Source organism: Rhizobium sp. CC1099, from assembly GCF_029714385.1.
GTDB lineage: Bacteria > Pseudomonadota > Alphaproteobacteria > Rhizobiales > Rhizobiaceae > Rhizobium.
In genome coordinates this window covers 354,950-377,938 of record NZ_CP121641.1, presented here as the reverse complement: position 1 = coordinate 377,938, position 22,989 = coordinate 354,950, and the positions used below count along the sequence as shown (strand labels likewise).

Annotated in this window: 24 protein-coding genes; 1 reads left to right on the top strand and 23 read right to left on the bottom strand. The window is 59.0% G+C overall.

Going from position 1 to position 22,989, the window contains the following annotated elements; all coding sequences use genetic code 11:
• Nucleotides 1-39: 39 nt before the first annotated feature.
• From fliQ to QA644_RS01805, 17 genes are all read right to left on the bottom strand, one after another.
• Complete coding sequence (gene fliQ / locus QA644_RS01885) at nt 40-306, bottom strand: flagellar biosynthesis protein FliQ (protein ID WP_022717183.1); 267 nt, start codon at nt 304-306, stop codon at nt 40-42.
• Nucleotides 307-381: 75 nt separating this feature from the next.
• Complete coding sequence (gene flgD, locus QA644_RS01880; protein ID WP_074066695.1) at nt 382-807, bottom strand: flagellar hook assembly protein FlgD; 426 nt, start codon at nt 805-807, stop codon at nt 382-384.
• Complete coding sequence (flbT, locus tag QA644_RS01875) at nt 798-1,247, bottom strand: flagellar biosynthesis repressor FlbT (protein WP_022717181.1); 450 nt, start codon at nt 1,245-1,247, stop codon at nt 798-800. Before flbT ends, flgD begins: the two co-directional genes overlap by 10 nt.
• Nucleotides 1,244-1,591 carry a flagellar biosynthesis regulator FlaF gene (flaF, locus tag QA644_RS01870; protein ID WP_022717180.1) on the bottom strand — a complete coding sequence of 116 codons (348 nt, stop codon included), beginning with the start codon at nt 1,589-1,591 and terminating at the stop codon, nt 1,244-1,246. Before flaF ends, flbT begins: the two co-directional genes overlap by 4 nt.
• Before the next feature lie 36 nt (nt 1,592-1,627).
• Nucleotides 1,628-2,674, bottom strand: a complete 1,047-nt coding sequence (locus tag QA644_RS01865) for a flagellar hook-associated family protein (RefSeq protein ID WP_074066694.1) — start codon at nt 2,672-2,674, stop codon at nt 1,628-1,630.
• 3 nt (nt 2,675-2,677) lie between these two features.
• Nucleotides 2,678-4,174, bottom strand: coding sequence for a flagellar hook-associated protein FlgK (flgK, locus tag QA644_RS01860; protein WP_283070823.1), 1,497 nt, complete (start codon nt 4,172-4,174; stop codon nt 2,678-2,680).
• Nucleotides 4,175-4,193: 19 nt separating this feature from the next.
• Complete coding sequence (locus QA644_RS01855) at nt 4,194-5,504, bottom strand: flagellar hook protein FlgE (protein WP_074066692.1); 1,311 nt, start codon at nt 5,502-5,504, stop codon at nt 4,194-4,196.
• 129 nt (nt 5,505-5,633) lie between these two features.
• The gene (locus QA644_RS01850) at nt 5,634-6,305 is read right to left on the bottom strand and encodes a winged helix-turn-helix domain-containing protein (protein WP_022717176.1); all 672 of its coding nucleotides are present in this window, start codon (nt 6,303-6,305) and stop codon (nt 5,634-5,636) included.
• A 281-nt stretch (nt 6,306-6,586) separates the two neighbouring features.
• Entirely contained in the window at nt 6,587-7,150 is a 564-nt protein-coding gene (locus QA644_RS01845) for a lytic transglycosylase domain-containing protein (RefSeq protein ID WP_194730079.1), read from the bottom strand.
• Complete coding sequence (locus tag QA644_RS01840) at nt 7,092-8,513, bottom strand: flagellar hook-length control protein FliK (RefSeq protein WP_283070819.1); 1,422 nt, start codon at nt 8,511-8,513, stop codon at nt 7,092-7,094. Before QA644_RS01840 ends, QA644_RS01845 begins: the two co-directional genes overlap by 59 nt.
• A 1-nt stretch (nt 8,514) precedes the next feature.
• Nucleotides 8,515-9,819 carry a chemotaxis protein MotC gene (gene motC, locus QA644_RS01835; protein WP_283070817.1) on the bottom strand — a complete coding sequence of 435 codons (1,305 nt, stop codon included), beginning with the start codon at nt 9,817-9,819 and terminating at the stop codon, nt 8,515-8,517.
• Nucleotides 9,820-9,823: 4 nt separating this feature from the next.
• Nucleotides 9,824-11,110, bottom strand: coding sequence for a MotB family protein (locus QA644_RS01830; RefSeq protein WP_239595514.1), 1,287 nt, complete (start codon nt 11,108-11,110; stop codon nt 9,824-9,826).
• Nucleotides 11,107-11,745, bottom strand: a complete 639-nt coding sequence (locus QA644_RS01825; protein ID WP_239595517.1) for a hypothetical protein — start codon at nt 11,743-11,745, stop codon at nt 11,107-11,109. Before QA644_RS01825 ends, QA644_RS01830 begins: the two co-directional genes overlap by 4 nt.
• Before the next feature lie 195 nt (nt 11,746-11,940).
• Nucleotides 11,941-12,894 (bottom strand): flagellin, encoded by a 954-nt coding sequence (locus tag QA644_RS01820; protein WP_074066686.1) that lies wholly within the window; start codon nt 12,892-12,894, stop codon nt 11,941-11,943.
• A 309-nt stretch (nt 12,895-13,203) separates the two neighbouring features.
• Nucleotides 13,204-14,109, bottom strand: coding sequence for a flagellin (locus tag QA644_RS01815; protein ID WP_022717169.1), 906 nt, complete (start codon nt 14,107-14,109; stop codon nt 13,204-13,206).
• A gap of 245 nt (nt 14,110-14,354) precedes the next feature.
• Entirely contained in the window at nt 14,355-15,266 is a 912-nt protein-coding gene (locus QA644_RS01810) for a flagellin (protein ID WP_074066685.1), read from the bottom strand.
• Between the two features lie 285 nt (nt 15,267-15,551).
• A complete protein-coding gene (locus tag QA644_RS01805; protein WP_022718698.1) occupies nt 15,552-16,460 on the bottom strand; it encodes a flagellin in 909 nt (302 codons plus the stop codon).
• Between the two features lie 434 nt (nt 16,461-16,894).
• Between QA644_RS01805 and QA644_RS01800 the strand changes: the two genes are divergently transcribed.
• Nucleotides 16,895-18,769 carry a glycosyl transferase gene (locus QA644_RS01800; protein ID WP_283072431.1) on the top strand — a complete coding sequence of 625 codons (1,875 nt, stop codon included), beginning with the start codon at nt 16,895-16,897 and terminating at the stop codon, nt 18,767-18,769.
• Nucleotides 18,770-18,858: 89 nt separating this feature from the next.
• On the opposite strand, the gene fliP is transcribed toward QA644_RS01800, so the two are convergent.
• The 6 genes from fliP to flgA are packed head-to-tail and all read right to left on the bottom strand — an operon-like array spanning nt 18,859 to nt 22,979.
• Entirely contained in the window at nt 18,859-19,596 is a 738-nt protein-coding gene (fliP, locus tag QA644_RS01795; RefSeq protein WP_022718696.1) for a flagellar type III secretion system pore protein FliP, read from the bottom strand.
• Entirely contained in the window at nt 19,593-20,114 is a 522-nt protein-coding gene (locus QA644_RS01790; RefSeq protein ID WP_074066683.1) for a flagellar basal body-associated FliL family protein, read from the bottom strand. Before QA644_RS01790 ends, fliP begins: the two co-directional genes overlap by 4 nt.
• Nucleotides 20,115-20,126: 12 nt before the next feature.
• Complete coding sequence (gene flgH / locus QA644_RS01785) at nt 20,127-20,843, bottom strand: flagellar basal body L-ring protein FlgH (protein WP_022718694.1); 717 nt, start codon at nt 20,841-20,843, stop codon at nt 20,127-20,129.
• On the bottom strand, nt 20,840-21,382 hold the full coding sequence (locus QA644_RS01780) for a MotE family protein (RefSeq protein ID WP_283070814.1): 543 nt from the start codon (nt 21,380-21,382) through the stop codon (nt 20,840-20,842). Before QA644_RS01780 ends, flgH begins: the two co-directional genes overlap by 4 nt.
• Entirely contained in the window at nt 21,379-22,500 is a 1,122-nt protein-coding gene (locus tag QA644_RS01775; protein ID WP_183925440.1) for a flagellar basal body P-ring protein FlgI, read from the bottom strand. The genes QA644_RS01780 and QA644_RS01775 overlap by 4 nt, the downstream gene beginning before the upstream one ends.
• Complete coding sequence (gene flgA / locus QA644_RS01770; RefSeq protein WP_074066680.1) at nt 22,497-22,979, bottom strand: flagellar basal body P-ring formation chaperone FlgA; 483 nt, start codon at nt 22,977-22,979, stop codon at nt 22,497-22,499. Before flgA ends, QA644_RS01775 begins: the two co-directional genes overlap by 4 nt.
• Nucleotides 22,980-22,989 lie beyond the last annotated feature (10 nt).

The following is a 22,989-nucleotide window of genomic DNA, read 5'->3' as shown; positions in this document are numbered from 1 at the left end:
GGATCGAGAATTAACCGGCGAAGCTTGCGCGAAGGTAGCTCAGAAGCCGGACTGGATGCGCGAGAAGACCATGTCGGTGAAAATAGAGATCTGGGAACCGACGAACGGTGCGGAAATGCCGACGGTAATGAGAACGGCGACAATCTTTGGAACGAAGGTGAGCGTCGCCTCCTGAATCTGCGTCAGCGCCTGGATCAGCGCGATGACGAGGCCGACGATCATGGCAGCAGCGACCGCAGGGCCGGCTGCGATCAAAACGGTCCAGATCGCCGCCTGAAAAAGGTCGAGTGCATCGGCTTCATTCATCGTCAGGCAACCTCATATCGCCTTTCGGTCCGCCCCGCAGTAGCCGGACCATTATTGCGTTCATTGCAAGTCAGTTCACGACGACGTGTCTGACGTCGGCGCTTCATCCGCGAGAGTGATTCCCGCCTGCACGAGAATACTCTTCCCGTCCGTCGTCGTCGCGATAATTCCGTCGGAATACACCTTGACCGAGGCGACAGTGCCTTTAACGGTGCCGTCGGCGCTGGTCATGTACTTGCCGATATAGCTGCCTGCCTGGGTGAGGCTGGAGCTTGCGAGCAGCGTGTCCAATTTCGTGTTGGTCTGGATCGTCTGCTCGACCTGCGAGAAGCTTGCGAGCTGCGACATCTGCTCGCTGGCGTCCATCGGATCCGTCGGATCCTGGTTCTTCATCTGCGCGATGAGCAACTGCAGGAAGTTGTCGTAGTTGAGCGTTGCCTTCTGCTGCGCAGTCTGCGTGGTCGACGTCGTGCCGACGCTGGAAACGCCGTCTACCGCCATGGTGCGATCTCCTTGCGGATTTGCTCGACCATCGCCGGGTGCATTTCCTGGTTGTTCAAGATGCCGTCCTCGGTCGGATAGAGCGCGCGGATGGCCTTCAGCGCATCGAATGCGCGCCCCGTCGAGACGAGGCCATCGATGCGCTTCAGCTCGGCGAGAACCTCTTCGTTCTTGAAGCAGGTCAGCAGCATGGTGATCGACTTGCGGAACATCGCCGTCGACTGCTCTTTGCCTTCCGGATTAATCAGGATCATCTGCGCGATGAAGTAGAGCTGGCGCAGCGGCGTCGTGGCGTCTTCCGGCTGAAGAACATGGTTTTCAAGAAGAAACGTCACATCATTCAGGAATTCCAGCGCGACCTTGCGGTCTACGCGCAAAACCGCGCCGTTGATGAAGATTCTCTCTCCGGCTTTTAGCGAAATGCGAAGTGTACTTTTCATTTAAGTCCATCCCTGATGATGGTGGTAACGTCGATAATGCCTTGGTAGTTACTCGATTGGCGTCGCCTGATCTTGTCGCATTCCTTCAAAATCCAGATTGCGATCGAAATCAGGTTGGCCCGCAGCTCGATCTGGAGCTGATTGTCGGGATGCTTGAGATCCTCGATAAAACTCACCCAAACACGCCGGGTGTAAAACAGTGCCTCAACAGATTCCCGGCTGTACTTTTCCTTGTCGCGCGCCAGCGAGAGCAATTCGATTGACCGGTCGAGAACTTGCCGCTCCCGCTCTTTCGCGTCGGTCACCGAGTCTTGCATGACCTCGGCATAAGAGAATTGATACATTCATGCATCCTTCTTTGTATTGCGCGCCTTTGATCATCAAAGGTAATTCACGAGGCTCAGCTGCTGTATTTTCGATACGATCGTGTAAGCCGTTTCGAGCTGCGTTTCCAAGGTCTTGACGAGGGTCGAAGCTTCTGCAGGGTCAACACCCTGGAGGTCCACGACCTTGTTGTTGATGATGGCAGCCTGGGCATCGAGAGCGTCGTTCGCCTTCTCGACGCGCTCCTGCGACAGGCCGAGCTGGCTCTGCTGCGTCACGAGGCCGGATGTCGCCTGCGCCGCATAGCCGATGGCGCGTGAGGAAACCGCGTCCATGGCATCGGTGCCAAGGCCCTGATCGATCAGCGCATTCGTCATCACCGTGGCCATTGCGAGGTAGCGCATGCCGTCGGAATTGGCGTTGGTGGACGATGTGATGACTTCCGAGTTGCTGATCCGGCTCGTCATGTTCTGGTTGGAGGCCTTGGACCAGCCTGTGGCCGGGTTCGTCCATGCCGCAGCGCTGAACATCGGCTCCACGGTGCTGGTCATGAAGGTATCGATTTCAGCCGCCGTCAAGGCGCTGACCGGCTTGGAAAGCCCGGTCGCGTAAGTGTTCAGGGCAGTGACGATATCGGCTTCAACGGTGGCGCTGCGATCCGTCAGTGGCGGAACGTCCGTATTGACACCGGAAAACAGGTATTCGCCGCCGGTGATCATGTTGCCGGTGTCCATGAGCTGCGAAAGTGCCGCCGCCGAGGACTGGAGAGTAACGGTAATGGCGGTCGATGCCTGGCTTCCCTTGAGCGCCGTCAGATTCTTGACCAGCGCATCACTCGCCTTCTGCACGTCGGCCAACCCGCTCTGGGACATTTCGAGACGAAGATTGACGGTGGAGTTGCTGTCCTTGAACGAGGAGATCCGATCAAGCTCGCGCGCATAGTTCACGCTCTTGGCCGCGTCGATGCCGAGCGATACGCCGATATCGGCGTAGGTTTTCGTGGTGGCTTCAATCGAAGCCTTGACCATCTGGTTCTGCGACTGGCGGATCGTCAATCGCATCGCGTTCTGAATGGCTGAACTAGAAATAAAAGAGCTCTTCATGGCTTAACTCGCTATATCCAGCAATGACTTCAACATTTCATCGATGGCGTTCAAAATCTTCGTCGCCGCCTTGTAGGATTGTTCGATGTCGAGAAGCAGCGTCAGCTCTTCGTCCAGGTTGACGCCGGTCTCGTTGGAATAGGCTTCGTCGGATCGCGAAAGCGCTGCTGCCGTGTTCTCCGTGGCACCGCTCGCGTCGCTGCGGTACTGTTCGAACCAGCCGATCGAGCTAGACGAAAAATCCATGATGCTGACGTTCGAGTCGATACCCGTTGCCGAGTTGAAGCCGATTACGCCGGCGCCCGGATCGAAATCCATCTTGGCGCCCATGGCCGTGTAGAGCTTGTCGAGCTGCGCGGTGTAGCCGCCATTGGCAGCGGTATTCTGATTGAACGCGGCGCCGTTGATCGAACCGTCGCGCAGCTTCATCGGATCGCCGCCCAGCGAGGTCACCACTGCCGGATTGACCGTGATGGAACCAGCAATGCCGTCGATGATCGTGGCCGTCGTCGGCGTTCCGCCCGGAAGCCCGCTCGGCAACGTCCAGGTAAAGAGACCCGGCAGCGTGCTGGTTCCGGCCGTGTTCGTTTCCGAAAATAACGCAACGAGACCCTTGGCGATTTCGTCGAGCTGGGATTGGAATGTCGGCGCGACTTCGTCACGAAGCTGGAGAAGCGCCTGGAGACTGCCCTGCGCCGACGTCGTGCCGCCCGAACCCTTACCGAGCGCCACGCCATCGATGTAAACGCCGTTGCCGTCGGTGGAGGCGCCGTAGCTCTGGGTCGGCTTGAAAGTCACCGCGCGCGGAATGGTCTCGAAGAGCGTCACCCCGTCCGAGGTATACAGCACCATGTCGTTGTTATCGCGGGCGACGGTCGTGACTCCCACGATCCCCGAAATCTGCTTGAGCAAGGCATCGCGCTGGTCGAGCGCTTGCGACGGATCGGCACCGGAAGACGTGGCAGACTTGACGGCGTTGTTTGCGGTCTCGAATTGCGCCAGCAGCTCATTCAGCTCTTCTACGGAATTTGCAATCGATTTGTCCGCATTCATCCGCACCTGCTGGACAGCGTTGGTCGCATTGTTGAGCGAGTTCACGACGTCCTGCGCCGCCGTGATGGCGCCCTGGCCGGCGATCGTGCTGTTCGGTGCGGCTCTGAACGCGCTAAGCTTGTCACGAAAGACCGCAAGGTAGGTGGAGGGCGCCGTCTCGTAATCGTTGCCGCCGATGACGGACTTGATGTCTTCCAAGCCGTTCAAAAGGGTCTGCTGGGCACTGTCTTGAGAATTGCTCTTCAGGTACTGGCGCAGGAGAGCATCCTCCTGCGCACGGTTGATCTTGACCACCTGCGCGCCGTTCAAGGAGGTGGTGAGCATCGCCTGCCGACGCACATAATCCTTATTGCCGGCATTGGCGATATTGTTCGATACGACGCTGCTTTGAGCGCCTGTATTGTTGAATATGCCCTGTGCCGTATTAAGTGCGGAAGTGAGCGACATGGCTTAGCCGTTACCTTACTTATCTCTTGAGATTGACGAGGACGTCCATCAAGTCCGAACCCGTCTGGAACACTTTCGAGTTTGCCGTATAGCTGCGCTGCGACTCGATCATTTCCGTGAGCTCGCCCGCCATATCGACGTTCGAACCTTCAAGCGCGCCCGATTGGATCTTGCCGAAGCCACTCGTCTGCGGGAAGCCGGTGACGGTGACGCCGGACCTGCCGTTCGCTGAGTAGACGTTGCCGGACATCAGCGTCAGCAGATCGGGGCTCGGCACGTTTGCGAGCGGGATCTGGAAGACGGGCTTGGTGCTGCCGTCGTCGTATTTCGAATACACCACACCATCGGCGTCGATGGTGATATCGACCGGCGAGTTTGCGCCCTGTCCATCGACGTTACCGGTGCCGGACCAACTGTCGCCGACCTGCGAGAGATCGAGGCTCATATTGATGGTGAGACCCGTCACCGGATCGATGATGTCCGTGGTGCTGGTATGCGTTGCATCCGTCAGCATCTGCCCCGAGCTGTCGAAATATACCCGCTTCACGTCAACGGCGGCGGAAGAGTACGGGAAGGAGCTCGTGCCAGTCGCGGCCTTGTCGGCGTTGCGGAATACGGCCATTTCCCATTCGTAGGCGGTGCCAGTCGGCGGCAGCGGCGCCACGGTCGTTACCGGGACCTTTGTGAAGTAGATGTCGTACATCACCTTGCTGCCGAGCTTGTCATAGGTGACGATCGAATATTTCTGCGTATCGGATGTGGCCGTTGCGTTGTTTGCGCTCGGGAGGTCTGCCGCAGTGGTTTCGATGGGCGAAGATGGCTTGAGGTTGCCCGTCCACGTACCATTCGCCGTCGGCACGGCTTCCAGTTTCTGGTCGCCGAGGACATTGATCGGAACGAGGCCGTCGAAGCCGTTGACGACGACGGCCGGAGCGGACGAACCATAAGGATAGCCCATCAGCGTGAAGCCCGCCGAGTTGACGAGGTTGCCTTCGTCGTCCTTCGTGAAGTCACCGGCGCGGGTCAGGACCGGCGTGCCGTCGGCGCCCTGCACGATGAAAAAGCCGTCGCCGGAAATGGCGAGGTCGTAGCCCGAAGTCGTGTAGGAGATGTCGCCTTGGTCGGAAACAGCCTGACGGATGGACGTCTGCACACCACCGGAATTGTAGTTGCCTGCCGTGGACGGCAGGACGAGAGAGGAGAAGGCCGTCGAGACAGCCTTGTAGCCGGTGGTATTTGCATTCGCGATGTTGTCGGCAACGGTGCTCAGGCGGTTTGCCTGTGCGTTCATCCCCGACACTGCCGTCTTCATGCTGCCAAAAATGCTCATCTGAAAACCTCGTTTTCCTTGATAGCTTGGAGAGTATTTGGCGGGCCTTGCGTGAAGCTGTCTGTAGCGGAGCTGCCTGATCGAAATATTGAAAGGCACGTTTCCGCGGGCCGGGCCCGCCGCTGAAAATCAGTTCCAGTCGATGCAGTAGCCGAGAAAGCGCTTCGAATCGACCGGGTCGAAGCCGAGCTTCTTGCGCAACTTCTTGCGCAGCTTGGAGATATGGCTCTCAACGACATTCTCTTCGACTTCCTCGTCGAAGATGCCGTAGATGGCGTTGAAGATCTGGGTCTTGGTGACGCGGCGGCCGCGGTTGGCGATCAAGTATTCCAAAATGCGGCGTTCGCGGCGCGGAAGCGCAAAGACTTCACCGTTGATTTCCGGATCGCGGCCGTCCGAAAAGACGCGGATCGCGCCGATATCGGTGTGGGTCGAAATCGCTTTCAGGCGGCGGCGGATTGCAGCGGCGCGCGCCAGGATTTCACGGGGGTGCACTGGCTTGCGGACGACATCGTCGACGCCGCAATCAAAAAGTGCAAGGGTGTTTTCGAGCGAAGGCTGGTCGCTGACCGCGATCACCGGCGCCTGGGAGCGATCCCGGATCGCCCGTGGCAGCTCTAAGGTCTGCCTGCCCTGGCCGATCAGGAAAGCTTCGACAGCCGCGATATCGGAATCCGCCGCCGTTTGCACCCACTCGCCGAATTCGCTTGGATCAAAGCCGGTCGAGGGAATGCCCTCGCGGCCAAACAGTGATGTGTAACCATCTTTTACGAGCTCACGCTCATCAACCACTACGATCATTCGTCCGCCTCCGAATCAGTGTGGCACCTCGATGATCTATGGGTACGAATCGCACGAATCTGGGACAAGCTGCTGGAACTTAATGGCAGGAATTAACAGTTGATTAAGAACTGGGTCCCGATTTGCTCTATATGTAGTATGCCTTCTCAGTTATGCACACAAAAATTTCGTGGAAAAGTTAACAGAGGGTAAATTAGGTCTTGTGAACCCAATTTTCGGCCAATTCCTGCCACATTATGGCACGATTCCGTTTTGTTCACGTTTTTCTATTTTTACTTGCATCAGTTGTGGCAGAAGTTACTCGCATTGGGAGTCCACTTGCCATAGCCGGTAGCGACGAGATTGGCGATCACGCGGCAGACATACCGCTTCTGCGCAGGGTCGTTGTTTGGTCCGGCGTGGTATCTGGCTACCGCCATCGTCCAGGTTTCATGCCGGTCGTGAAGATTGCGAAGGAACTTCGCCGCATATTCGACATTGCGGTGCGGGTCGAACATGGCCTCCGCCGAGCTGAAATTCTCGCCATGAAAGTAATGGTTGATCTGCATGCAGCCGATGTCGATGAGCTTTGCACCGCTTTTTCGCGCCGAATAGAACTGCCTCATGGCGTCCAGCTCGGAAGGCGGGAAGACTGCCTTGCCCTCTATGTTCAGCGCAAACGGATAGAGCGAACCTTTGCGTCCGGTTTCCGTCAGGCCCACGGAATAGAGAATGCCTTCCGGTATGCCGTATTTGGCGGCAGCAGACTGGATTTCCCTTTCGCAGGCACCGTTGGAGGCGCGCGTCTCAGAGGTAAACGCTGCCAGAAGCGCCGCCGCCAGCGGCGCCAGAAGCAACATCTTCAACATTTGTCTCCCCTGCCCCATTAAGGCCTCCATTGCCCCGCTGTGCTGTCTGGGCGTGGCGCTCGCGCGCTTCACCGCCCTGCCCCTGCTGCAAAGATTGTTGCTGGGAAGACTGCTCTTGCGCATTTGCCTGGTTCCCCGCGTCGGGCTTTTCTACCGGCGCCATGCTGATCGTGACGTTGTCGATGGCATAACCCTGGCTGCGAAGCACCTCGATGATCTTGCCGTGATCTTCCTTGAGCTGCCGATAGGCCGCACCGGTTTCGACCTTCAGATCGACGTTCAGGGCATCGCCGGAAAGGCGCATCGTTGCCGTCACGAGGCCGAGGTCGATCGGCGTCATCTGGATCTTCAGGGTGTTGACAACCTTCCCGGTGCTCGTCCATTCGGCAGCGTTCGACAGTGCGGAACTCGGCTGCATCGCACCCGTCCACTCCCTGTCGCCAAGGATTGCAGCGGTCACGGATGCGGAATTCTGCGCGAGGCCGATATAGCGGCGTGAATCGAGAACCGTGACGTTTTCGATATCGCTCTTCGCCTTGGCGGCGGACGCTTCCTGGTCAGCACCGATACGGATGTCCATGGACTCGCCGCGCCCGTCCGCCCGGCTCAAACGGAACGTCTTTCCATCAAGATTGGCTGCGTCGTCCACGGCCGGCATCTGCGCGTCGCTGGTGCTGATCGCCGCCAGCGCATCGGCCGCAGGCGCAATATCAGTGCCACGGCCGGCATCCTTTTCCTTGCCGGCCATATCGTCCTTCGCATTCACATGGGCTGCAGCCAGGAATGCCACCGGGATCACCGTATCCGTGGCATCCTTGTTCAAAAGACCGAGCGCATCAGAGACAGACGTCGCATCCAACGGAGGGCCTTCATCGGCTCCGGTCTTGTTCTCCAAGGTCTTTGCCGATTTTTCGTCTTTTGCGACATGTGCATCTTCCGCGACCTCGCCGGCGTCTTCCTTGACTTCGAATTTTACCGAAACCGTATCGACGCGGCTTTTCATCTGATCCTTGCCGGATTTGCCTGTGTCGATTGCAACCGTCTCCGGCTGCGTCGCGGCCTGTTGTTTCAACGAGGCATCGCTGAGAGCGATCATCGGCTTGCTGCGAGCGCGATCGCGCAAACTGAGAGCGATACTGCCGGCGGCGCCTTCATCGACGTCTGTTTGGGCATCATCAGCCGCAGGGGGCACAGCAGGCTCGCCGCCGGTGCTGTTTTGCGCACTGTTTCCTGCCTTCGAGAGCACGTCCGAAAAGCCGCCATTGCCAGCGTCGCCGTCCTTGGCTGCCGGACCATTGCCTCTGGCGGCTGGCGACGCCTCGGTTGCGGCAACTCCCCCCGTAACGCTCATATCGATCATTTCAATTGCTCTCTTGGCTCAAGAGACCGTCGATTTCGTCGAGTTTCGAACGGCTCGTCGTCACAAAGGATTTGAATGACGGGTCAGCCTCCTGCCCTGCACCGTCCGGCATCAGCGCCGGCGCCGCCCCATCGTCAGCAGGCTTGGAGGGCGCCGCGATCTCTGCGGGCTGGGATCCGTCGGCCGTGGATACCGCTGCCTGTTCAGAAGTAATTTCTTCATTAGCAGGTTTAGAATCGGACGCTTGTGTCAGGCTTGCCGGATCCGGCGGCTGCAGCACCTGTTCGGCGATTGATTTGGCCGCAGCGCGTAGCGCGCGGTCGCGTGGGGAGAGCTCGCTGTCTGCAACGCTCTTGATGCTCTTTGCGGCCGCACCCACGTCGGGCGTGGAGACTAAGGCCATGTTGCCGTAGAAATCCGCGAGCGCGCCGAGCGCATTGTTCGGTTCGCCGGCAAGCGATTGCGCGTATGCGGCTGCCGTCCTCGCAAGCTCCGCCTTGCCGGCAATACCGGCGGCGCGCGCAATGCGCAGATAGACCTCGCGCCGCCGCGACTCGTCCATGAAGGAGAGGATGCTGACGATATCTTCCGTCTTCACATGGTCGTGGTCGACGATCAGCTTGACGAAAAGATCGGCGAACTGGCTCGCATAGGGCGAATGGAGGAACCGCCGCACATAGCGCTGCGAATAGGCAAGCCCCTTGTCAAGGAGACCCGCTTCGACGCAAATCGCCACCGAGCGGCGCAGGGCCGCCTCTTCGACGATCGTTCCCGGCGCCGAGAGCCGCGCCTGATCATAGAGCTTGAGCGCTTCGTCCGGCCTTCGCGCCACCATGACGTTGCCGCCGACAAGCGCGAGATAGGGACCGATCTTCTTGTCGCGGTACTCATTTGCGGTTTCGACCAGTGTCTTTGCAACGAGCAGGCCCTTGCCGCTCAGGTACTTGCGCAGGACATCGGTTACGCGAGTGTCGAAATAGCCGTTCACGTCCCGGGCAATCAGATATTCAAGCGTGGCCGGATTGCCGCCGCTCATGGCATAGACGAGTGCGGCATCGACATTGCGGTCATCGTCGAAGACAGAGGCATCCGCACTGCGCAGGCGCTGATCGATCGTGCCGAGCATGAAGCGCTGCATCTCCGCCGCCGAATGATCGCCGAGGGCGACCGAGTCCTGTACGAACTGCAGCGAACGCAACATCTTGTACGGCGCCAGGTTCGCCTGGTCCTCACCCGCAGCGACGGCTGGCGAAGCGATCGCCAGTCCGAGAGCCAGGAGAAGATGCCGGTGCTGCGGGCGCGCCATGAGACTATCCTTGATCCGCCTGAACCAGGATTTCGATGCGGCGGTTGCCGGCATTGAATGGATCGTCGGGCAACTTCAGCCTCCGGTCAGCAAAGCCCGAAACCTGGGAGACGCGCTTCTCGTCCACCCCGCCCCGAACGAGCATGTAATAGGCTGCCTGCGCACGATCCATGGAAAGACGCCAGTTCTCATTGTCGGCGCCCTTGTATTGACGGCCGTCCGTATGGCCGCGGATCACGACTGCGCCCTGACGGCTCTTCAGGATTTCGCCGATCTTCTCCATCGCCAGCACCATTTCCTTACGGGGAACGGCCGAGCCGATATTGAACATGGAACTGTCGTTCTGGTCGGCCAGGCTGACGAGCAGGCCGCCCTCTGCTGCAGTGACGGTCAAACCCTCTGCAAGCTTGCCCGCAATACCGCTGATCTGCCTGGCGATCTCCTGCTGCAGTTCCTCGGCCTGTTTCTGCACGTCGGCGAGCTTCGGTGCATCGGCAGGCTGCTGTTGGCCGGTTTTTTGTGCCTCGGCTGCGGCTTCACCTGATTTTTCCGGCAAGAGCGCGCTTTTGTCCTGCGCTTCGCCTGCCGCGGCGGACGCCTGATCCGCGGTTGCGGGCTTGAGAGCCTCTGCCTTCGCCAGCTCCGTCGCATCGGGCTTCTGTTCGGGGTCGGCCTCGTCGGCTGCGGCCTGTTCGGCCTTGTCGGCATGCGTGACCTCGACCTGTTTCGTCCAGAAATCCGGATCGAACGGATCGCGATACGCCTTTCCGCCATCAGCCCCGGTTGCGGGACCCGAATCGCTTGCTCCGCCCTCGCCTTTCGCGCTGACATTTGCCTGCTGGCCGACTTCCTGGGCGATTTCGGCAAGAACCGAATAGGGGTTCTCGAAGAAATCGGCTTCGGAGTAATTCTTCTGGTCGCCTGAAGTCGACGTCTGATCGTCACCATTCGCGGCCGATGCGCCTTTGGTGGGTTCTTCTTCCTCTTCCTTCGACTTGTCCTGCTTCCGATCGCCATCGGCCTGGTCGACGGGCTTCTTCAAGCCCTTCTCAGTGGGCTTCTCATCGGCAAGTTTGATCGGATTGAAATAGGTGGCGACGGAGGCCTTGGTTTCCTCGTTCGCTGCGTTGACCAGCCACATGACGAGGAAGAACGCCATCATCGCGGTCATGAAGTCGGCATAGGCAATTTTCCAGGCGCCGCCATGCGCGCCGTCATGATCGCCGCCGCCATGTCGCTTGACGATGATGACTTCGTTCCTGCCGTGGTGATGGTTTTCGCTTTCACTCATTCAAGAACCTTCTTCAGGCTGGCAGACCAGGCGGAAATGCGCGTAACCAACACGGAATCGCCGACTTCAACAGAGAGATCGGCGTCATCGGATTCCTGATGACGCAGCAGATCCGGCCTTTCACCCATTTCGGCCTTCAGCAATTCGAAAAGCCGCGCCGGACCTTTGACCGTCATCGAACCTGCTGCTCCTTCCAGGATCGCTTCGCGTAGCAAGGCTGCAAGACTTGAGACCGCCTGGACGGCAAGCGCTTGCGTCAGCATCGGCGCAATCGCTTTCGCGGTTGCCGCACTTACGAGATTTGCGACCTCCGCCGCGATCTCATCGAGGCGGCGCGCAATCACTGCTGCCGTCTCTTCTTCATACCTTGCCGTCAGTTCTTCAATCTCGCGCTGGTGCACAAGCGCGACCGTCTGCGCCTCCAGCTCGTATCGCTGCGTCAGCTCGGCCGTCGCTGCGGCATAGCCCTCGCCATAGGCCTCACGGCGCTCGGCTTTGACATCGACCGCAGGCTCTTCCGGGATGTCCGGAAAACCGCCGAAGACGTCGTCGGCGAAGTTGTCCGTATCGACGACCGGTGCGGCAGGTTTCGTCTCACCGAAGTCCTTCAAATACCGAGAAAGCATAGCGCTCATTGAAACCACCCGGCATCTGCAATCAATTTCGACATGCGCGTCCCGCCTTGCACGAACCAAACACTTACGCCGGCAACGGACGCGAAGGCATTCTTCAGCCTTCGCACGGCTCAAACAGCGTTTCTTCTTCAGACTAGAAACCCAAACTTGTGCGAGGATGAATGGCAGGCTCCACGCCTGCCGTTCGGGCCGACACTACTCGAGCAGGATCAGGACCTTGCTCGCGGACGTGTTCATGACAGAAAGTGCTTCGGTTGCCATATCACGTGCTGTTTGAGCTGCGGACAGGCGGACCGACGCTTCGTCCATATCAGTATCGACAAGGGCGCCTATGCTTGTCTTCAGCGACGTCGAAAGCGTGGCGACGAAATCCTGCCGGTCTTCGATGCGGGAATTCATCGTGCCAAGGCCCGCGGCGGTGGCATTGAGGCTGGAAAGGATATTGTCCAATACCGTCAGCATGTCCTGCAGGTCCTGCGACGTCGAGCTTGTGGAGATCGATATTTCGGTACCAGCCGCCGACGTCGTCGAACCCACATCGAGCAGATAGTAATTGCGGGCCGGCACTGCGTCCGGATCGGCGTTGATCGATTTCGTCAGAAGACCGCGGCTGGCGTTGTTCGTGTCGATCATGATCGTATTGGCTGCCGGGTAAGTAATATTCTGCGGGTAATATTCACCGTTCGGACCGCGGACGAAGCCGCCGATGACCGACCGTTGCACAGGTGCCGTCGCATCTCGGTTCAACAGCCAGTTCTCACCGGAAAAATTGACGGAATTCACGGCACTTTCCAGCTGTGACTTATACTGCTCCATCGTGACGCTGAGCTTGTCGCGATCATTGGCGGGGTCGGTTGCCGATACGACGGTTTTGCGTATCTCCGAGACCACGTCGATAAGCGAGGTTATCGCCGTGTAGGCGGTATCGACCTTCGCGGCACCGAGACCTAGTGCATCGCCGACCGTCTTCAACGCGTTTTCGTCCGACCGCAGGGTCGTTGCCGAAGCCCATGAGGAGGCATTATCCGCCGCAGTCTCGACGCGCAGCTCCGACGATACCTGCCGCTGAACGGTGTCGGCTTCCTTGCTAACGCCGCGAAGAACAGTGAGCACGTTCAACGCGCCTACGTCTGTGATCGTGTAGGCCATCGATTAATCCCTGAAATAATATGAATGGGACAGGCCGGATTGCCGGCAGCGACTTAACTGGCTTCATGCCGCCGGCTGGTCCCTCCAGGCCGGTACGTCGCAAACAAATCAACTCTACAATGAGGTTAACCCGACATTTACCTTGACGGCAAGAGCTTGAACGCATCCGCCGAACGCACCGGCAAGCTTGACGCAAGCTCTTGATTTCCAAAATCGAAATCGCGCCAAACGGCGCGATTTGCTGTCTGTTGTTGCGGCCGAAATCCGCCTTGGCCAGGATCTGGGCCTGGCTTAGCTTCAACCTGAAGCTTAACTGCGGAAGAGCGAGAGAATGTTCTGCGCGCTGGAATTCGCAATCGACAGCGACTGGATCGCTAGCTGTTGCTGCGTCTGCAATGCCGTCAGCTTGCTGGATTCCTCTTCCATGTTTGCATCGACGAGACGGCCGACACCCGAGTCGATCGAGTCGCTCAGCGCTGAGACGAAATCCTCCTGTAGCTGGATGCGTGTCGAGATCGAGCCGAGCTGCGAGGCTGCCCTCGTCATCGCCTCGAGGCCGAGTTCGACGGCCGTCAGAGCGAGCGAAATCCCGTCCGTTCCGAAGGATGTGATGTCCATCGAGTAGATTGAACCGATGGTCCCGTTCGAAGAGCCGATAATGCCCGACGAGGTTTCGATTGCGCCACCGCTCACGCCAAACAGAACGTTGCCGGTGGACGAGGAGTCGAGCTTATAGTCGGTGGTCGTAACGGAAGTGTTTCCGTTGCCGTCGCGGACGAAGGAGGAGACAACGCTTTTCGTTTCGTTGCCTGCGACCCAGTTTTCGCCGGAGAAGGATGCGGATTGCGCAATGCTGAGGAGCTGCGCCTGCAGCTGCTTGATCTCTTCCTGGATTTTCGTTCTGTCGACACCCTTCTCGGTCGCTGCAACCAGCTTGGCCTTGATTTCTGTCACCACGTCGACGGCGCTGTCCATCGCAGAATAGGCAGTGTCGACCTTGGCGGCACCGAGACCCAGAGCGTCGGAGACCGCCGAAAGCGCCTTATTGTCGGAGCGCATGGTCGTTGCGATCGACCAATAGGCGGCATTATCGGCTGCCTTTTCTACGCGATAACCGGATGAAACATGATTTTGAGTTTCCTCCAGACTGTCATTGATGGCGCGCAGCGTCTGGAGAGCGGCCATTGCAGCGACATTGGTCAAAATACTGGTCATAAAATGATTGCCCCTTGTTGGCATATATTGGGAAGGGACATTCCGGACTACCGGGAGCGGCGGTCAGCTTTCATGCCTGTTAACCGAAAATCAATATTGGTTAACCCGCCGTTTCGTTGAGCGCAGAAGACGCCAAAATGGTTAACGAATAGTTAACGCCAACAGAAAAAGCCGCGCTCCAACAAAGCGCGGCTTTCTTATCGTGGCCTGCCGGACGAGCCGGCAGGTGTATGTTCTTCGACCTGTTAGCCGCGGAAGAGCGACAGGATGTTCTGCGAAGAGGAGTTGGCGATCGAGAGAGACTGGATCGCAAGCTGCTGCTGCGTCTGCAGGGCGCTGAGCTTGGAGGACTCTTCTTCCATGTCGGCGTCGACGAGACGGCCGATACCGGAGTCGATCGAGTCGCTCAGAGCCGAGACGAAATCGTCCTGCATTTCGATGCGGGTGGAGATCGAGCCGAGCTCGGCACCAGCCGAAGTCATTGCCTTCAGTGCGGCTTCGACGTTGGACAGAGCCGTCGAGAGCTGGCCCAGCGTGAAGTTGGTGATGTCCATCGAGTAGACGGAACCGGTTGCGCCCGTCGAGGTGCCGAGGATACCGGTGGAGGTTTCGATCGTGCCGCCGCTCATGCCGAACAGCACGTTGCCAGCCGAGGTGTTGTCGAGCTTGTAGTCGGTCATCTTGACCGAGACGCCGTTCGAACCATCGCGAACGAAGGTCGAAACAACGCTCTTCGTGGTGTTGTTTGCGCCGGCAACCCAGTTTTCGCCGGAGAAGGCAGCCGACTGAGCAATGCTCAGCAATTGTTCCTGAAGCTGGTCGATTTCTTCCTGGACCTTCGCCTTGTCGACGCCGTTTTCAGTTGCGGCAACCAGCTTGGCCTTGATTTCGGAAACAACGTCGATGGCGCTGTCCATCGCAGCATAGGCAGTGTCGACCTTGGCGGCACCGAGGCCGAGAGCGTCGGAAACGGCCGAAAGCGCCTTGTTGTCGGAACGCATGGTCGTTGCGATCGACCAGTAAGCAGCGTTGTCAGCGGCCTTGCCGACGCGCAGGCCGGACGAAACATGATCCTGGGTTTCGCCGAGGCCCTGGTTGATGCCGCGGAGAGTCTGGAGAGCTGCCATTGCAGCGTTATTGGTAACGATACTCGTCATGTCTATTTGCCCCTTTGGCAGGAAAAACAAGGAAGGGACATTCCGGAATTTTTAGCCGGCCCACAGCGATCAGCCTCATGCCTGTTAACCGCATCCATTAAGGTTAACTCGCCGTTTCGATGGGCTTAGGAAACAGCAAGATGGTTAAGGAATACTGAAGCTAAAAAAGAAATTTAGTTAATGAATTCTGAATGTTAAATGTGATTTGATTAACCTGTTCTTAAAACATTTCGCGGCCGGGATGACCCGGCCGCGAAAACTCGTGCTTGTCGATTTCGACCGCTCTTAGCGGAAGAGCGACAGGATGTTCTGCGAAGAGGAGTTGGCGATCGAGAGAGACTGGATCGCCAGCTGCTGCTGCGTCTGCAGGGCGCTGAGCTTGGAGGACTCTTCTTCCATGTCGGCGTCGACGAGACGGCCGATACCGGAGTCGATCGAGTCGCTCAGAGCCGAGACGAAATCGTCTTGCAGTTCGATGCGGGTGGAGAGCGAGCCGAGCTCGGCACCAGCCGAAGTCATCGCCTTCAGTGCGGATTCGACGTTGGACAGAGCCGTCGAGATCTGGCCCAGCGTGAAGTTGGTGATGTCCATCGAGTAGACGGAACCGGTTGCGCCCGTCGAGGTGCCGAGAATGCCGGTGGAGGTTTCGATCGAGCCACCGCTCATGCCGAACAGCACGTTGCCGGCCGAGGTGTTGTCGAGCTTGTAGTCGGTGGTCTTGACCGAGACGCCGTTCGAACCGTCGCGAACGAAGGACGAAACAACGCTCTTCGTGGTGTTGTTTGCGCCGGCAACCCAGTTTTCGCCATTGAAGGAAGCCGACTGAGCGATGCTCATCAACTGCGCTTGCAGCTGGCTGATTTCTTCCTGGACCTTCGCCTTGTCGACGCCGTTTTCAGTCGCGGCAACCAGCTTGGCCTTGATTTCGGAAACAACGTCGATGGCGCTGTCCATCGCGGTGTAAGCGGTGTCGACCTTGGCGGCACCCATGCCGAGAGCGTCGGAAACGGCCGAAAGCGCCTTGTTGTCGGAACGCATGGTCGTTGCGATCGACCAGTAAGCAGCGTTGTCGGAAGCCGAGCCGACGCGCAGACCCGTCGAAACGTGGTTCTGAGTCTGGTTCAGGCCCTTGTTGACGTTACGCAGCGTCTGGAGAGCTGCCATGGAAGAGTTGTTCGTATTAATACTTGTCATAAGTCTGTCCCCTAGAAAACTAGATACAAAAGGAGGACATTACCGGACTGCTTACCGGCGATGACGGAGCAGCTTCATGCCCCTCGGTGCCCTGTGTTCTTGGCCCAAACCCGTCATGTCGGGGAGCAATCTCGCAGCCAATGCTTGCCAACTTCTTAAAAACGAAGCAGTGCCCGAACGCGGACAGCAGGCGTAGTTAATGCGCGGTAAATATCTGTAATCTCAAGCTAAAAATATTTTGTAGTGCGCATCCACTGGTCACCTGTTTCAAGCAAGCTTCGCCCGGCAATATGCGATGAACCAGGGTTGGGATAATTGCGCCTTTGCGGCGCCGTGGGCGCGACCCTGAACGGCGACATTCAAACGGATATTTCCGCACGGAGTTGGTTTTGAACAGCAAAGTTTCGTTTTCGGCAGCCTCCAAAGACTACCAGATGGGCCGCTATACCCAATCGCTTGCAACACTGAACCAGCTCATCGACAGCCAACAGGACGCCAAAACCTACGCGCTGCTTGCAAAGAACCTTCTGCAGTTGGGCTTCAAGGCAGATGCGGCAAGATCCTATGCGCTCGCTGCTCAATACGACAGCCCGAACGCCTACGAATACCACAAGCAGGCCGCACGTCTGCATTTTGAGTGCGGGAACGAAGACGACGCATTGCTGATCGGCATGCGCAATCTTTCGAAGGCGCAGGATGACGCGGAGCTCGCCTATATCCTGACCTCGATCTACCTGAACCGCCAGCAGCGCGACATCGTAAAGCCGTTCAAGAAAGTGCTGTCGGAAAGTTCCAATCCAGACCACTCCAGGCTCGCCGCCCTGCTCCTGACCGACGACCTGCATGATCAGACCAACCAGATGCTCGCGCGCAATCTGTTCAAGCGGTACCCCGGCAATATCGCTTTCCGCTTTCTCTATCTGGTCTTCTTGCGCGAGTTCAACGATTTCGACGAAACCGACAAACACAACGCTCCGATCATCGAGCGCATCGCCAAAGGCGATCTCGACGTGCTTCGCAAGGACAATCCGTTCTACCATCTCCACTGGAACGGCGACGAGAGCCTGAACTGGTTTGCCACGATCGGTACGACCCCCCTCAATCCAGAACGCGTCGCCATGCGGCGGAAGATGCCGCACACCTGGTCCGACAAGATCCGCGTCGGCTACATGTCCTCGGACTTCTGGGATCACCACGCGACGATGAAGCTCCTGCAGCGCATCCTCGAACTGCACGACACGAGCCGCTTCGAAATTACGCTGTTCTGCCACACGGAGCCGGAGCATCTGGCGAAGAACACGACCGACCGCAGCCGTTGGGGAAACGTCGTCGATGTGTACGGCCTTTCCAATGAAGCAATCGCTGCCGTCGTTCGCGAGCATAACATCGACATCATGGTCGACCTGAAGGGCCACACCGCCGGCAGCCGGGCATCGTCTTTCAATCTGCCGCTGGCACCTGTTCATGTCGCCTGGCTCGGTTTTCCGGGCAGCACGCTCAACATCGATCTCGACTACGTCATCGGCGACCGCTTCGTCCTTCCGGATGCGGCAAAGCCGTATTACCATGAGAAATTCTGCCGGATGCCGGAAAGCTACCAGCCGAATGACCCGACGAACCGTCCGAAACCGAAGCCGATCACGCGGGCCGACCTCGGCCTGCCTGAAGATGCCTTCATCTTCGCTTCGTTCAACGGCAACCGCAAAATCATCGCCGAGACGATCGACATCTGGTGCAATATCCTGAAGCGCGCGCCCAACAGCGTCCTTTGGATCATGTCCAACGGGACGCGGAACCAGGCAAATCTCTCGAAGAGGTTCCAGCAGGCCGGCATCCCGCAAAAGCGCATCATCTTTTGCCCGCGTGTCACCTACGAAGAACATATCACCCGCCAGCAGGCAGCCGACATCGGCATCGACACATTCCCGGTCAATGGTCACACGACCACGTCGGAGCAGCTATGGGGCGGTCTGCCGGTCCTGACAGTCAAGGGCACGAACTTCGCGTCGCGCGTCAGCGAGAGCCTGCAGCACGCCATCGGCCTGCCCGAACTCGTTGCCCCGGACCTGAAGGCTTATGAAGACCTGGCCGTCGAGCTGGCGCAAAATCCCGAAAAGATCGCCGAGTACAAGGCGCGCCTGAAAGCCAACGGCCCGATCATGCCGCTTTTCGATGCGGAGCGCTTCTGCCATCACCTGGAAACAGCCTATGAAATGATGGCTGAGCGCGCCAGGAACGGCCTTGATCCTGATCACATCGACGTGCCGGCTTTGCCGCGGCGTACAGAGCCGTTCTACTCGGCGGAATAGCTGCTGTATAAGATGAAGGAAACCGCCGGGTGCATGCCCGGCGGTTTTTCATTGCGGCATGCCGGCCGATCGGAATTCGTTAGTGGAGATCAGCTGAAGGATCGCACCAGGCTGCCGACCAGCAGGTTCCAGCCGTCGATCAATACGAAGAACAGGATCTTGAACGGCAGCGAGATCGAGGTCGGCGGCAGCATCATCATGCCCATCGCCATAGTGATCGTTGCAACGATCAGGTCGATGACGAGGAACGGCAGGACGATCAGGAAGCCGATCTCAAACCCGCGCCGGATCTCCGAAATCATGAAAGCCGGAATAAGAACACGGTAGTCGATCTGGGCACCGGTCTGGACGGTCTGGCCGCGCTCACGCGCAAGGTCGACGAAGAGCGCCAGATCCTTGTCGCGCGTGTTGGCGGCCATGAAGGTGCGGAAGGGCTCCGCAATGCGCTGGACGGCCTCCTGCTCGTTGATCTGGTTGGAAAGCAGTGGCTGCACGCCGCTCTGCCAGGCCTGATCGAAGGTTGGCGACATGACATAGAAGGTCATGAAGAGCGCCAACGAAAGCAGGATCATGTTGGAAGGGGTGGAAGAAAGTCCCATGCCCGTGCGCAGGATCGAAAAGGCGATGACGAAGCGCGGAAAGCTCGTCACCATGATCAGGATGCCGGGCGCGACCGAAAGGACGGTCAGAAGGCCGAAGGTGCGGATGATCCAGGCGGCGACGGAACCATCGACGGGTATGTTCAAAAGATCTGTCGGCAGCTGCTGGGCAACCGCCAATTCCGGCGCCGCCATCATGGCAGCGAAGAAAACTATAAATCGAATCATTCGATGACAAAGGTCCTGAACATGACCTTCGATACTCGTCCTTGCGAACGCAGGTCAACACGTTCCTGTATGTCATCCCGCAGATATTGAAAGCCGCGCGGCCCTTCGATCTGCTGAAGGGAAACGGTGCGGATGTAAGCCAGGACATCCTGGTGGATATCCTCGGCCACTTTCACATCCGGCGGACCGTTGAAGAGCAGCGCCACTTCGAGGCGGACCCAGTTTTCCGAGGGATAGGCGAGGTTCGACGTGATCGGCTCAAGCTGGAAGACGTTGTTCGCCTCGGTGGAAATATGGGGCAGTCCGCCCTCGCCTTCCTTTTTCTCTTCGCCGCTGGCCGAAGCCGTTTGTGCCGCCACCTCCGCCTGCTCGGCGCTCTTGACGTTCGGTGCAATCATCGTGCCGACGAGCCAGCCGCCGCCAGCGCCGAGAAGGGTGAGCGCGAGCAGCCCCGCAGCCATGATCAGCATGGCGGATTTCGCTTTCGGCTTGCCGTCGGTTTCTTCTGCGTCTGCCATGGTCATCCGGCCTTAGAGCGGCGAGAAGAGATCGATGGCCTGCTGGCCGCGCGGCGGCTGCTGCACTTCCATCAGGCGGCCGCGGCCGCCGTAGGAGATGCGGGCTTCGGCGATCTTCTCGTAGGAGATCTGGTTTTCGGCATCGACGTCCTGCGGGCGCACGATACCGGCAACATTGAGGATGCGGATTTCCTGGTTTACGCGGACTTCCTGCGATCCACTGATGACGAGGTTGCCGTTTTCGAGGATGCCGGTGACGACAGCCGCGACGAGGAGCGTCAGCTTTTCGGAACGCTCGATCTTGCCCTTGCCGTCAGTGCTCGTGTCGGAACCGTAGGTGATGTCCGTCTGGGAGGTCGGGTTCCAGCCGAAGATGTTCGCCTGCACATCCCAATTGAGCCCGCTCGAATTCTGGCGACTGCGATTGGTTTCGTTGTCGAACGTCGCCTTGTCGTTGATCTGGATATTGACCGTCAGAATGTCGCCGACGTTGAGTGCGCGCGCATCCTTGAAGAGGGCCGCCTGGGAATCGCTCCACAGCGAATAGCCCTGCGCTACCTGGCGTGGCTGCTTCGGATAAAGCGCCATCTGCGGTGTTTGGCCGTAAGCAAGGCCACTGCCGATCGGGCTCATGGCAGGCGCCCGGCCGATCTCCCTCACAGCCTGCGGCGACTGGCAGCCGGCTAGTAGGGCAACAGCGGCCATGACAGCCGGGAAACGCTTGTTCATGAGGGATCCTTCGACGTATTGGGATCGGACGCACTTGCGATGATATTGGCGATGACGGCCGCCTTCAGCGGGTCCATCTCGTTCAGGATCAGGCTCGACTGACGCGAGCCGAGCCGCATGATCACCGCCGCCGCAACCTCGATCTTGACTTCCTGAAGCTGCAGGGCCGCAGCGTCCGGCTTCATGTTCTTAAAGATGTCGGTAAGGCCCGCCTGGGCCTGCTTGAGGAAGTCGTCGCGACGCTTCAGCCAGTCCTGATACTCGGCCTTGCGTCTGTCCATTTCCGCCATGCGGGCGTCGATATCGGCGCGCAGCTTCTCCAGTTCCTGCTTCTGCAGCAGATAGCGCTGGTCGCGCGCCGGATCGGCAATGTTGGTGCAGAACTGCTTGATTTCCTCTTCCGAGCTCAGGTCGCCGGCAGGTCTTGCGGCTTCCTGGGCGAAGGCGCCGGGGATGGAAAGAAGGACGGCCACGGCAGCCGGTAGCGAGAGCCGCCGTAGCAGTTTGGAAATTCTGGTGTCGAACTTCGAGCCGATCATTGCAGTACGAGCTCCGCCTGCAGGGCGCCCGCGGACTTGATACCCTGCAGGATTGCGATGATACCATCCGGCTTGACGCCGATGTTGTTGAGACCTGCAACCAGGGTCCGGAGGTCCGGACCGTCGAGGATCGCGACACGTCCGCCGTTTTGCTGCGCGGCGATATCGGTCTGCGGCTGGACGGCTGTGACGCCGCGCGAGAAGGGCTCGGGCTGGATAATCTGCGGCAGCTCGGTAACCTGTACGGTCAGAGTTCCGTAGCTGACCGCAACCGGCGAGACGCGAACGTCCGCCCCGATGACGATCGTGCCGGTGCGCTCGTTGACCACGACCTTCGCCGGCGTATCGGTCTCGACGACGAGATTTTCGATATCGGCCATTAATCGCGTCAGGTCCGCCACACGCGGCTTCTGGACGACAACTTCCTGCGCGTCCCTCGCCTCCGCGACCGGACCGCCGAAGCGGGCAGCGGCATAGCCGTTCACCACATCGGCAATGCGCACGGCCGTCGAGAAATCCGGATTGCGAAGCTGCAGCACCAGATTGACGGAATCCTTGAAGTGCGAGGGAAGCTCGCGCTCGATAATTGCGCCGCCCGGAACGCGGCCGGCCGTCGTGACGCCCTCGGTCAGCGTTGCAGCCTGGCCTTGCGCCTGGAAGCCGGAGACAACGACGGAGCCTTGCGCGACGGCATAAATCTGACCGTCGGCGCCCGACAGCGACGTCATGACAAGCGTGCCGCCACGCAGCGAGGTCGCGTCGCCCAGCGAACTGACGCTGACGTCGATGCGGCTGCCGGGGCTCGCAAAAGGCGGAAGGTTCGCCGTGACCATGACAGCCGCCGTATTCTTCGCATTGGATTCCCCGCCCTGCGTCGAAATGCCGAGGTTCTGCAGCATGGCGCGCATCGACTGTTCGGTGAACGGTGAAGCGCGGAAGCCGTCGCCCGTGCCCTGAAGACCGACGACGAGACCGTAGCCGATGAGCTGATTATCGCGCCCGGCCTGCAGCGAGGCGATGTCCTTGATGCGCGAGGTCAGCGCAAATGCCGGCGTCACATGCGCCATGCACATGGAAAGGGCCGCGAGTGCGATAAAAATGCGAGAGACAATCTTCATTTTGCCGCCACGTGTATGGTGCCGTCGGCAAGCACGGTGCCGCTGACGATGACGCCTGAATCCATGTTGCGGGCACGAACGACCTGGCCGGTAGAGCCGTCCTCGAGCGGCGAGCCTGCCGCCGAGATCGTCATCGCGCCGATACGAAAGATAAGGCGAATCTGCGATCCGCGGGTGACGGTGTAAGGCTCGCGCAGCGCCGAAACAGGGATCGTCCGTCCCGGCAGCAGCGTGCGCTTCGAGATCATGCCGCGAACTTCGTCGATGGATTTCGCATAGCCGCTCGCAAGGTTCGGATTGGTGACTTCGACCTCCTGAAGCTGGCCGCCGCCGATCGTTTCTCCGGGATAGATGATGGCCGTCGGCACGACCGCATAGCCCATGCCGGCGCTCGCGGCGCCGGGCATGAAGATGCCTGCGATCGCAACCGAGGCTAATGCCGTCAAAGCGACGATATTTCTCGCCCGGCGAAACATCATGTTCGGCCCT